General features: G+C 68.0%; 7 protein-coding genes. All 7 read right to left on the bottom strand.

What is annotated here, in order from left to right; all coding sequences use genetic code 11:
• Window positions 1-9 precede the first annotated feature (9 nt).
• The 7 genes from AC07PE_RS25890 to AC07PE_RS25860 all read right to left on the bottom strand — a co-directional run bounded on the left by AC07PE_RS25890 (window position 10) and on the right by AC07PE_RS25860 (window position 11,925).
• Window positions 10-921 (bottom strand): helix-turn-helix domain-containing protein, encoded by a 912-nt coding sequence (locus AC07PE_RS25890; RefSeq protein WP_498769986.1) that lies wholly within the window; start codon window positions 919-921, stop codon window positions 10-12.
• Window positions 922-1,023: 102 nt separating this feature from the next.
• Entirely contained in the window at window positions 1,024-1,596 is a 573-nt protein-coding gene (locus AC07PE_RS25885; protein WP_498769984.1) for a lipocalin family protein, read from the bottom strand.
• Between the two features lie 48 nt (window positions 1,597-1,644).
• Window positions 1,645-2,241 carry a hypothetical protein gene (locus AC07PE_RS25880; RefSeq protein WP_498769982.1) on the bottom strand — a complete coding sequence of 199 codons (597 nt, stop codon included), beginning with the start codon at window positions 2,239-2,241 and terminating at the stop codon, window positions 1,645-1,647.
• The gene (locus AC07PE_RS25875) at window positions 2,238-6,089 is read right to left on the bottom strand and encodes an AMP-binding protein (protein ID WP_498770087.1); all 3,852 of its coding nucleotides are present in this window, start codon (window positions 6,087-6,089) and stop codon (window positions 2,238-2,240) included. Before AC07PE_RS25875 ends, AC07PE_RS25880 begins: the two co-directional genes overlap by 4 nt.
• A 17-nt stretch (window positions 6,090-6,106) precedes the next feature.
• The gene (locus AC07PE_RS25870) at window positions 6,107-7,510 is read right to left on the bottom strand and encodes an aminotransferase class I/II-fold pyridoxal phosphate-dependent enzyme (RefSeq protein ID WP_498769980.1); all 1,404 of its coding nucleotides are present in this window, start codon (window positions 7,508-7,510) and stop codon (window positions 6,107-6,109) included.
• A gap of 27 nt (window positions 7,511-7,537) precedes the next feature.
• The gene (locus AC07PE_RS25865) at window positions 7,538-10,051 is read right to left on the bottom strand and encodes a diguanylate cyclase (RefSeq protein WP_498769978.1); all 2,514 of its coding nucleotides are present in this window, start codon (window positions 10,049-10,051) and stop codon (window positions 7,538-7,540) included.
• A gap of 269 nt (window positions 10,052-10,320) precedes the next feature.
• The gene (locus tag AC07PE_RS25860; protein WP_498769976.1) at window positions 10,321-11,925 is read right to left on the bottom strand and encodes a methyl-accepting chemotaxis protein; all 1,605 of its coding nucleotides are present in this window, start codon (window positions 11,923-11,925) and stop codon (window positions 10,321-10,323) included.
• Between the last annotated feature and the right edge of the window lie 95 nt (window positions 11,926-12,020).

Raw genomic sequence — 12,020 nt, 5'->3', positions numbered from 1 at the left:
GCGGAGCGCTCAGCGCTTCTTGATGGGGAGCGCTAGCCAGCCGCGCCAGCGGCCTTCGGCGTCGCGCTCGACCATCTGGATGTGCGGCCGGGTGCTGTCCAGCCGCCACAGCGACTGTTTATCCAGCCAGTCCTCGTACATGGAGCGGAAGCGCGGCCATTCGTTGTGGAAGTCCAGGCAGGCATAACTCCCTGCCGGCAGCACGCGCATGCCCATGCTGGGGTCGGCGCCGGCATCGTCGGCGTGGCCGAAGTCGTAGCAGTATTCGCTTTCTCCCGTGAAGCCGGGATCCTCGTCGAACACCCCGTACCAGGGCCGCACCGCCGCTGCGCCGGCCGCCGCATCGAGCCGCTCGCGCTCGCAGATCACATCGTTGCAAGCGATCGACAGCGCCGCCCCGGACTGGCCGAAGAAGCGCTGGTAACGCAAGGTCACCGCCGGCAGCATGCGCACGGCGATGCGCGCGGCGACGGTGCCCGGCTGCGGCGGGCAATAGGGCGCCAGCAGCACCTCGAGATTGTCCGGCTCGGCCACGAAGAAGCTGACGTCGCTCTCGCGCCCGACCTGCTGGTCCATGTAGGCGCGCCAGCCGCCTTCGCGCCAGGCCTTGGCCGACATGGCGAACTGCTGCTTGAAGGCCTTGGCGAAGGCCGCGTTGGACGGAAAGCCGCAGTCCTGGGCGATGCGCACGATGGCCACGTCGGGCTCGTGGCGCAGCAGGTGGGCGGCGCGGCGCAGGCGCCGCTTGCGCTGGTATTCGACGGCCGAAAAGCCGGTCAGCTCGCGGAAGATGCGGTCGAAATGGAAGGACGAATAGCTGGCCGACGCCGCCAGGCTTTTCAGCGCGAGCGGATCGCCGACCGAGTCCAGCATCAGGTCCATCACTTCATACAGGCGCGACACGCGCGAGGGCGGCTTCATGCGGAGCTTGTCTACGAAATAATTACAAATATGAAATAAGTATATTCCGTAAATAAACCTTCTTTGGCAAGCATTTGCCGCGTATGCATGGCCAAAGTGTTGTCAACGTGTCTGCTTCGTCTGTTCCAGCTTGCTTATGTCGAAACCCTGGCGCGCCAGCCGGTCGAGCAGGCCGGCCATGGCCAGGCGCGGCACGGTGGGCGTGCGCGACAGGATCCACAGGTATTCGCGCTTCGGTTCGCTGACCGCCGCCAGCTGGTAGTCCGGGTCGAGGTCGATCACCCAGTAGTCGCCCCACACCATCGGCAGGAAGGACAGCCAAGCCGGCGCGAAGCGCACTTCGAGCCTGGGCGAATCGGCAGGGCCGATCTGGCGCGCGGTGCCCACCGCCTCTTCGATGCGGCCGTCGGCGCGGCGGCAGCGGTTGATCACCTGGACGCTGCCGTCGGGCTGCAGGCTGTAATGCGCGGTGGTGTCGCGGTCGCACTGCTTCTGGAAGCGGTTCGGGTATTTGGCGATCTCGTACCAGGCGCCGAGGTAGCGCGGCAGCTCGAGAGAAGGAATGGTGTCGAGGTCCGCGCCCTGCTGGCGGTCGCGCGCGGCGGCCAGCACGGTCATGGTGGCGCCGAGCAGGCCGAGGGCGATCAGGGCGAGGCGGGAAACGGGAAGGGGCATGGCGCGCGTCGGTAATCGATAACGGCGCCAGCTTAACAGCTGCGGGCCTTACTTGCCGCGCCGTTCGACCGCAGCGGCGCCGGTCGCCAGCGCCAGGATCAGCACCACCAGCGCCATCAGGCCGATCAGGCTGGTCAGGTGCAGCACCGTAGCGGCGGGGCCGGTGGGCGGCGCCGCGAGCGCGCCGGAGCGGTCCAGCACGAACAGCATCACCAGGGTCGCGCCGACCAGGGCGCTCCACAGCAGCGCCGGGCGCAGGCCGCCGAGCAGCATCGCCACGGCCGGGCACAGCACGAACCAGGGCGTGGTCGGGGCAGCCAGGCCGCCCAGGTGGACCGCCATCCAGACCTTCAGCAGGAACAGGGCGCCGACGAACAGGTCGCGCGCGGCGGCGATCGGCAGGCCGGCGGCCAGCGAGAACGGCGTCACCATCATGACCACGCCGGCGGTCAGCACGACCATGCCGACGGCGTCGAAGCCGAGCAGGTGGTACATCATGGTCAGCAGCGGCACGCTGAGCGCGGTGACGGCGGCCAGCACGGTCAGGTTGCGCGCCGCCTGCCACTGTTTGGTGTCGGCGCGCAGCGCGGCCGGGAGGATGCTGTCGAACAGCTTGATCATGTTATGGGGTGGGTGGGTGATCATGCTGTTCTCCGTTGGCGTTCAAGGAAGCCTGCGAGTTCGTTGACGCTCTGGTAGTCGAATAGCAGTTCGGGCACGATGGGCATGCCTAGGCGTTGCTCGAGTTCGACCGCGATCGAGGCGGTGGCCAGCGAATCCATGCCCAGCGCCGCGAAGGGGGTGTCGGGATCGATGCGCTCGACGTTCTGGCGGCCTTCGGTGCGCAGCCAGGACAGCACGCAGTCATGAACCGCGGCGTGGATGGCGCTGTCGCCGTCCGTTGCGGCGGCGGGAAGGATGGCTGCGGCCGGCGCCTGCTCCGCCACGGCCTGCGGCATTGCCGCGGGTTTCGCACCGGCGCGCAGCAGCAGCGGGTCCGGCTGCTGGTCTTCGCCGGCCAGCTGCTGGTCGACGTCGCCGATGTCCTGGGCGTAGCCGGCCACCAGGGCCAGCAGGTCATTTGAAGAACTGTAGGGGCGCTGGCCGGCCAGTTCCGCCAGCAGCGCCTGCAACTGGTGGTTGAAGCGGCGCCGCGCCCACACCACGGCATTGCTGGCCGCCTGCGCATCGCCGCTCTGCGACTGCTGGCGGCGCTCGGCGGCGCCCAGCAGGAAGGCGCTGGCCGCCAGTTCGCCCAGCTTGTAGTCGGTCCACTGGCGCGCCGCGATCTTCGAGCCGAACAGGCGCTGCGCGCCTTCCGCCAGCGCCGCCACGCGGGCCATGGCGGCATCCAGCTCGGCGCTCAGGGCCGGGCGCGCCAGGGTGTCGGCCAGGAAGGCGCGTCCCGCGCCGCCCGGCTTGGCCAGCGCCGCGCCCAGGTGAGCGTACAGGGTTTCGGTCGGGCCTTCGAGGATGCGCAGCACGCGCGCGTCGCGCAGGATCTGCGGCGCGCCGTTGGATTCGATGTAGCCGCGCCCGCCCAGTATCTGCACCAGCAGGTCGGCCGCTTCTCCGAGGGCTTCGGTGGCGGCGGCTTTGCAGGCGATATAGGCCTCGGCGCCGGGTACGCGGCCGGCGTCGACCTCCGCGGCGATCGCGTACACCAGCGCTTCGCTGGCCTGGATCGCAGCAGTCAGTTCCTGCAGCCGCACCACGCTGACGGCATTCTCGGCCAGCAGGCCGGTGGCGACCGTGCGGCGCGAGGCGTAGCGCGCGATCAGCTGGGCGCAGCGCTTCATGGCGCCGACGCAGATCGCACCGATGCCCAGGCGCGAGAACAGCATCGCGTCGTGCGCGGCTTCCATGCCTTCGCCGGGCGCCAGCAGCACCGCGTCGTCGGGCACGAAGGCATTGTCGAGGAAGAGGGTGTTCTGGACCATGCCGCGCATACCCATGGTCAGCGATTCCGGGCCCTGCACCAGGCCGTCGTTGTCGGCGTCCACCAGCAGCGAGATCATGCCCAGCGGAGCGCCCTCGGCCGAGGTGGCCTTGGCGAACACGGTGGTGAGGCCGGCCCAGGAGGCCAGGCCGATCCACTGTTTCTCGGCGTTGACGCGCCAGCCGCCCGGTACCTTGACGGCGCTGGCGCGCAGGGCCATCGGGTTCGAGCCGGCGGCCGGCTCGGTCAGCGCGAAGGCCGCCAGCTGGCGCCCGGTGGCGAGCTGCGGCAGCAGGCGTTCGCGCTGGGCTTCGCTGCCGAAGCGCAGCAGCGGGCGCAGGCCGAGGCCATTGTGCACGCCGACCATGGTGGCGACCGTCATGTCGACCGCCGCCAGCTGCTCCAGAACGCGCATCAGGTCGACGGTGGCCAGGTCCTTGCCGCCGGCGCTGCGCGGCGCCTGCAGGCCGAAGAAGCCGGCGTTGCCGAGGTCCAGCACGACATAGGGCGGAATGGTGCGGCGTTCGTCGATCGTGCGCGAATTCAGGCGCCGCTGCGCATAGCGGCGCAGCCAGGCGATCATCTGGTCGGCGGTGCTGCGCGACAGGGCGCGCGCGGCGTCGGCGCTGGCCGGAGCCGGCGCGGTGGGCGCAGCGACAGGCGTTTCCGCCTGCGGCGCTGCAAGCGGCTGCGCAGCCGGTGCTGCGGCCGGCGCCGGCACGGCGTTACGCGGCGTACGGCGGTCGAAGATCGAACCCGGCATGACGTAGACCAGCTCGAGCTGGCCGGTCAGCGCCAGTTCCTTGCAGCGCGAACGCTGTACCTTGCCGCTGGTGGTGCGCGGGAAGGTGCCCGGCTTGACGAACACGATCGAAGACACCGACACGTCGAACTGCTGGGCGACCGCCTTGACGATGCTCTGCGCCATCGCCTCGATGCGCGCCAGGTAGTCGTCCTTGGCCTTCTGCTGCTCGCCGCTCGTGGCCAGTTCCTTTTCCAGCTGCTGCGCCGCGCGCACCAGGCTGCGGTTCGCTTCGGCGACGATCGCTAGCCGCTCCTGGCCGCCGATCTCCACCGAGAAGGCCGCGCACATGTTCGGCTCGATGAAGTCGATCGTGTGTTCGATCACCTCCTCGATGTCCTGCGGGTAGACGTTGCGGCCGTTGATGATGATGAGGTCTTTCAGGCGCCCGGTGATGAACAGCTCGCCGTCGCGCATGAAGGCCAGGTCGCCGGTGCGCAGGAAGGGACCTTCGCCGGTCTTGGCGAGGCGCGCGCCGAAGGTGGCCTCGCTTTCCGCCGGGCGGTTCCAGTAGCCGTGCGCCACGCTGGGGCCGCTGACCCAGACTTCGCCGACGCGGTGGCTCGACACCGGCAGGCAGGTCTCGGGGTCGACCACCAGCACCTTGCTCCCTAGGCCGACGCGGCCGGAGCTGACGATCTCGCGCGCATCGGCATCGCCCGGTTCGGCGTCGCGGATCTGGTTCCCTTCCAGCAGGGACTTGCTGACGGTGCGCACCAGCGGGCCGCGGCCGCGCGGGCCGCCGGTGACGAACAGCGTGGTCTCGGCCATGCCGTAGCAGGGGAACAGCGCGGTCTCGCGCATGCCGCAGGCGGCGAAGGCCTCGGTGAAGGCGCGCAGCGTGGAGGCGCGCACCGGCTCCGAGCCGTTGTAGGCGACTTCGAGGCTGGACAGGTCCAGCTGCGCCTTGTGCTCGTCCTTGATCTTGTTGGCGCAGTAGTCCCAGCCGAAGTTCGGCGCGCCGGCGCAGGTGCCGCGGTAGCGCGTGATCGCGTCCAGCCAGATCGTCGGGTTCTTCAGGAAGGCGGCCGGCGCCATCAGCACGCAATGGAAGCCCACGTGCATCGGCGAGACCACGCTGCCGATCAGGCCCATGTCGTGGAACAGCGGCAGCCAGCTCACCATCACGGTGCCGGGCGTGAAGCCGAAGCCTTCGCGGATCGACTCGACGTTGGCGGCGATGTTGCCGTGGGTGATGCGCACGCCCTTGGGCAGCGAGGTCGAGCCCGAGGTGTACTGCAGGAAGGCCACCATGTCGGCCGTGATGGCCGGCAGGGCGGACGCAGCGCCGGATGCTTCCAGGACGTCGGTGCACATGCACTCGCGGTTCGATGCATCGACCAGCGACAGGCTGGCCTTCACGGCCGGTTCGACGTCGCTGCTGGTCAGGATCAGGGCCGGGTCGGCGTCGTCCAGCAGGGCTTTCAGGCGGCGCGAGGCGCGGCTCTTGTGCGGGATGGTGGCGGGCACCGCGATGATGCCGGACAGCAGGCAGGCAAAGTAGACGGTGATGAATTCGAGGCCGGCGGGGTAGAGCAGCAGCGCGCGGGCGCCCGGCGCCGCATGTTGGGCCAGCGCGGCGGCCAGCGCGGTGGCGCGGCGTTCGAGCTGGCCGTAGGTCAGCTCGTCGATCTTGCCGTCGTCACGCAGGAAGGTATAGGCAAGGCGGTCGGGCGTCTGCCGCGCATGCTGGCGCAGGCGCTCGTGCAGCAAGGCGCATTGATTGTCCACCGTGTCGATATCGTCCCGCATTTGTCCCAAGCTAGCTCCTATTCCTGCCGGCGGCGCGCTTCTCCGGCAGCGATTGCGTCGCGCGCCCGGGCGACCGTTTGGCCGATGATCGGCGCGGCGCGTTTGATTTGCTGCATATTATGGTTGGACATCAGCTGCAGGCGCAAGCGCGAAGCGCCGACCGGCACCCCGGGGAACTCGACCTGGTTCACGAACACGGACTGTTCAAACAAGAGCTTGCCGGTCAGGCGCGAGACTTTTTCGCTGCCGATCAGCACCGGCACGATGGCCGAGGGGATGCCCATGCAGTGCAGCCCTTCGGCCGCAAGGTGGGCGCGCAGCCCGTCCACATTGCGCATCAGGTCCGCGCGCAGGGCGTCGCCTTCGTCGGAGCGGATGATCTGGATGCACTCGAGGATGACGGCGGACTGCACTGGCGACAGCGCGTTCGAGAACATGTGCGGCCCGGCATACAGCTGCAGGTGGCGCTTGACCGAGCGCGATGCGGTGGCGACGAAGCCGCCGTTCGAGGCGAAGGATTTCGAGAACGCGCCCATCACCAGGTCGATCCGGCCCAGCATGCCCTGCTGGGCGATGCAGCCGCCGCCGCCCGGGCCCATGGCGCCGAGGTCGTGCGCCACGTCCACCAGCAGGGTGGCGCCGAATTCGTGGCAGAGCGCCTGCAGCGCGGCCAGGTCGGGGGTGTCCGAGTCCATGCTGAACAGGCCCTCGGTGACGACCAGGATGCCGTGCGCGGTGTCGCGCGCGCGGATCGCGCCCAGCAGTTCGCGCACGTGGCCGACGTCGAGGTGGCGGTTGATGCTGACGTTCGGCGTGGCCGCGCTGGCGCCCTGGCGCAGCGAAGCGTGGGCGAACTGGTCGATGACGATGTGGTCCTGGGCCTGCACCAGTGCGGTGATGGCGCCGAAGGCCGCGCCCCAGCCGGTCGGGAACAGGGCCACGTGCTCGGTCGCGACCAGGCCGGCGATGGCTTCCTCGAGGGCCAGCGAAGTGCGGGTATTGCCGAGCAGGACAGCCGAGCCGGCGCTGTGCGGGCCGGCTTCGCGCAGCGCGCGCGCGGCGGCATCGGCCACCTGCGGGTGCGAGGCCAGCGACAGATAATCCTGGGAGGCGAAATTGATGCCGCGGGCGCCGGTGCCGCTCTCGTCGCGGATGCTGGCGATCGGGTGCGGGGCGCCCTCGAGCGAACGGGCGTACTGCCACAGGCCGTCGGCGCTGCGGGCATTGTGCCAGGCCTCGACGCCCTCGGTGCGGCGCAGCAGGTCGGCGCCGCGCGGCTGCGCGAACTGGGCCGCGGTACCGCCGAGCGAACCGTTTTCCAGCATGGCGTCGACCTGGCGCGCGAGCTCGCGCTCGGCCGCCAGTTGCGGATCTTCTTCGGTATCGGGTGCGCCCGGCGCCTGCATCGGTGGATTCGACATGCTCGTTCTTTCGTTAATCTGCCTGCACTAGGCAACCTGCAGGGCGGAACCCTGGTCGGCCGCAGCTTGCTGGCGCAGCAGTTCGGCCACCTTGTCGGCCGCCAGCGGACGGTGGAAGTAGTAGCCCTGCGCGAAGTCGCAGCCCATCGCCGACAGGTCGGCCAGCTGCTCTTCGGTCTCGACCGCTTCCGCGATCACCGACAGCTGCAGGCGGTGGGCCATGTGGATGATCGATTCGGCCAGCGCATAGCCGCGCGCGCTGGCCTCTCCCTGGCCGAGGCGGGTGACGAAGCTGCGGTCCATCTTGAGGATATCAGCCGGGAGCTCAGTCAGGTAGCCCAGGCTCGAATAGCCGGTGCCGAAATCGTCGATCGATACCTGGACCCCGGCCTGGCGCAGCGTCTGCAGTCCCTGGCGGTTCATCTCCATATTATCGATCAGGATGCCCTCGGTGATCTCCAGATCCAGGCAGGACGGTGCGATGCCCGTTTCGGCGATGATCTCGAGCACGCGGCCGACCAGCTCCGGATGCTTGAGCTGGCGCGCCGACAGGTTGACCGCGGTCTTCAGCAGCGGCAGGCCGGCGTCGAGCCAGGCGCGGTTCTGGGCGCAGGCGGAGCGCAGCACCCATTCGCCGATCGGCACGATCAGGCCGGTCTCTTCGGCCAGGGTAATGAAACGGCCCGGCTCGATGCGGCCGTACTGCGGATGGTTCCAGCGGATCAGCGCCTCGACGCCGACGATGCGGCGGGTGGCGATGTCGACCTGCGGCTGGTATTCCAGCAGCAGCTGGTTCTGGGCCAGCGCCTCGCGCAGGTGGTTCTTGAGGATCAGGCGCTCGCTCGGCGGCAGCGGCGCATCCGAGGAGAAGACCTGCACGCTGTTCTCGCCCCACATCTTGGCGCGGCTCATCGCCGTGTCGGCGCGCTTGAGCAGGGTGTCGATGTCGCAGCCGGGCGCCGGGAAGGTGGCGATGCCGACGCTCAGGCTGACGAAGGATTCGCGCTCGCCGGCGCGCAGCGGCAGGGCGAAGCGGTCGAGGATCTTTTCCGCCACCTGCTGGGCGTCGCCGAGCTGCGCCAGGTCTTCCAGGATCACGATGAATTCGTCGCCGCCCCAGCGCACCACGGTGTCGGAATCGCGCAGGCAGTCGCGCACGTTGGCCGCGATCTGGGCCAGGATCGCATCGCCGGCTTCGTAGCCCAGGGCTTCGTTGATGTCCTTGAACTTGTTCACGTTCAGCAGCATCAGGCCGACCAGGCGCTCGTTGCGGATCGAGCGCGACATCGCGTGGTTCAGGCGGTCGCGCAGCACGCGCCGGCCCAGCAGGCCGGTGAGCGGGTCGCACTGGCTGGTGTCGGTCAGTTCCAGCGGCAGCGGCGAGGCGCCGGTGTCGGTATCGGTATCGGACTCGCCCTGGTCGCGCAGCAGCTCGACGGTCTGGCCGTGGTTGACGACGCGGTTGCGGCCGCTCGACTTGGCGGTGTACAGGGCCTCGTCGGCGCGGGTGACGGTCTGGCCGATGGTCTCGCCGATGCGGAACTGGGCCACGCCAATCGAGACCGAGACCTTCAGCTCGCCGGAGATGTCGCGGAACACCAGGCGCTCGATGCCCATGCGGACGCGCTCGGCGAACAGCATCGCGTCTTCCAGCGTGGTCTCGGGCAGCATCAGCAGGAATTCCTCGCCGCCGTAGCGGCCGAAGGCGTCGCTTTCGCGGATCTGCTTCTGCACCGTGACGGCGAAGCTGCGCAGCACCGCGTCGCCGGCGGCGTGGCCATAGGTATCGTTGATGCGCTTGAAGAAGTCGATGTCGAGCAGGCAGACGCAGAAAGGCTGGGTGCCTTTCATCACGCGCTCGCGTTCCTGTTCGATCAGGCCGATCAGGTGGCGGCGGTTATGGCTGCCGGTCAGTTCGTCGCGGATCGCCAGTTCGTTGATGACGTTCAGGGCCTGCTCGAGCTTGATGAAGCCCTGGGTCTTGGTCAATTCGAACAGCAGCACGAACACGACGATGACCAGGTAGAGGCCGAGATCGCACAGCAGGTAGAGCAGGTCCATGTCCTTGACCGGATGGGGCGGCAGTGCATAGCCCATCAGCGGCAGGATATAAATGGCGGCCACCGCGCCGCAGCTCATGGTCAGCCAGAACACGGCGGTGCCGACGCCGCCCAGGAACATCGCGACCACCGGCGCCGTGATCAGCCAGCCGGCGGTAGGCGCATTCACCCCGCCCAGATTGAAGGTCAGCCAGGTGAAATTGAAGAACACCGCGCACAGGAAGACCTCGCGCGCGATCGCGATGCTGCGGGTCGCGCGCAGCAGGAAGGGCGAGATGAACATGAACGTGCAGCAGGCCAGGATTTCCTGGGCTGCGACGGGGAAACCGAGCAGGTAATACGCCATCGAATAGAAAGGCCCCGAGAGCGCGGCCAGGAGCACGGCGTTGACGACGTTCTGCGCCCGCGTGAGCTGCGCAGCGTTCTGCTGGGCTTCGGCGGGAATGAACCAGTGGATCGCCGTGATGTAACGGTCAATCAACCTGGAACCTATATTTTTCATGGAGTCTCTCGGCTTATTGCCGGTTATTTATTGTTATACGCAGCAATGCATCGTCTTGAAAATGTTTCCGTAAGGAATTTGTGGATGTTAGCATGTTCGTGAACAGCTGCTACATCAAATTGATGACTATGCGTATGGACAATGACTCAGCTGTTGTACATACGTCAGCAGAGTAGGGGCTGCCGCCAGTTTCGCACCAGAATGGTGCGAAACCTTGGCGGTAGATTATTGAATTTGAGTCTAGATACTCAGGCGGCGCGCAGGCGCGGCAGCGCGGCGGCTTCCTGCGGCACGGGACGGTGTGGCGCACGGGATTGCGGGCCGGCGATCTGGAAGGTGGCCATCATCGCTTCCAGCGAGGCAGCCTGCTCGCGCAGCACGGCGGTGGCGGCCGCCGCTTCTTCGACCAGGGCGGCGTTCTGCTGTGTGGTCTGGTCCATCTGCGACACGGTCTGGCTGACCTGGGCGATACCGGCCGATTGCTCGCGGCTGGATTCGACGATGCCGCTCATGATCCCGGTCACGCGTTCGATGCCGCCGACGATGCCGCTCATGGTGGCGCCGGCCTGCTGCGCCAGCTTGGCGCCGCCTTCCACGCGCCGGGTCGAGTCGTCGATCAGGCCCTTGATTTCCTTGGCCGCGCCGGCCGAGCGCTGGGCCAGCGCGCGCACCTCGCTTGCCACCACCGCGAAACCGCGTCCCTGTTCGCCGGCGCGCGCCGCTTCCACCGCCGCGTTCAGGGCCAGGATATTGGTCTGGAAGGCGATGCCGTCGATGACGCCGATGATGTCGGTGACGCGCTTGGACGATTCGTCGATCTGGCCCATGGTGTCGACCAGCTGGCCGACCATGGCGCCGCCCTGGCGTGCGATGTCGCTGGCCTGGGCCGCCAGTTCGCTGGCCTGGCCGGCGTTGTCGGTATTGTGGCCGACGGTCTGGGTCAGCTCTTCCATCGAGGAGGCGGTCTCCTCCAGCGCCGCGGCCTGGCGCTCGGTGCGGCTCGACAGGTCCTGGGCTTCGCTCGAAATGATCTGGGCCGATTCTGCGATGGCGATCGTGCTTTCGCGTACCTGGGCGACCATGCCCGCCAGGCTGTCGCGCATGCGCTGCATGGCGGCCATCAGGCTGCTGTCGTCGCCCGGCGCCACCTCCACCTGCACGCGCAGGTTGCCGGCCGCGATCTGGGCCGCGACTTCGACGGCGCGCGCCGGCTCGCCGCCGAGGCGGCGGAACAGGGAGCGCGAGAACAGCAGGCCGGCCGCAATGCTGGCCACCAGGGTCGCCAGGCTCAGGGCGATCAGCACCGACTCGCTGCGCGCGGCGCTGGCCAGCACGGTGCGGGCCTGCTCGTCGATGGTTTTCTGCTGCAGCGCCAGCAGTTCCTGGGTCTTGGCGATGTAGAGGTCGGTAGTCGGCTTGAAGTCGCGGTCGAACACGGCGCGCGCTTCCTCATGCTTGCCCTCGGCCTTGAGCTGGGTGGCGCGGTCGCGGCTGCTGGTGTACAGCTTGCGCACGCGGCCGATTTCCTCGTACACGGCTTTTTCTTCCGGCGTGGCGAGGAGTTCGCCGACTTTCTTCTGCAATTCGGAGGAGCTGGCGGTGGATGCCTTGGCTTCGTCGGCAAAGAAGCTTGCCAGTTCCGGGTCCGACGAGCGCACCACGGCCGCGGTGCGCTTGGCGCCCACCGACATGTTCAGCTGCCATTTCGAGATCAGGCGCTCCTTCATGAGCGGCTGCTCGGTGAGTGCACGGGTGTCCTGGGACAGCGCCTGCAGGCGCCAGAGCGCCAGGCCGGTGGACAGGAAGGAAATCGCGATCACGACCGCAAAGGCTAGTCTGAGTTGATGGCGCACGCTGGCGTTAACTGCTCGAATCACATTGGCTCCGCTACTGTAATTGCAAAGTGACAATAGGTATTGCCACATAGAAATATCGCAAGAATACCAGC

This window comes from Telluria sp. GW821-FHT07G12 (genome assembly GCF_059418525.1).
This window is presented reverse-complemented; position numbering and strand designations above follow the sequence as displayed.

Coding starts and splice junctions, on each gene's coding strand:
- AC07PE_RS25890 (WP_498769986.1), bottom strand. CDS start 921: ATGAAGCCGCCCTCGCGCGTGTCGCGCCTGTATGAAGTGATGGACCTG.
- AC07PE_RS25875 (WP_498770087.1), bottom strand. CDS start 6,089: ATGCGGGACGATATCGACACGGTGGACAATCAATGCGCCTTGCTGCAC.
- AC07PE_RS25880 (WP_498769982.1), bottom strand. CDS start 2,241: ATGATCACCCACCCACCCCATAACATGATCAAGCTGTTCGACAGCATC.
- AC07PE_RS25870 (WP_498769980.1), bottom strand. CDS start 7,510: ATGTCGAATCCACCGATGCAGGCGCCGGGCGCACCCGATACCGAAGAA.
- AC07PE_RS25885 (WP_498769984.1), bottom strand. CDS start 1,596: ATGCCCCTTCCCGTTTCCCGCCTCGCCCTGATCGCCCTCGGCCTGCTC.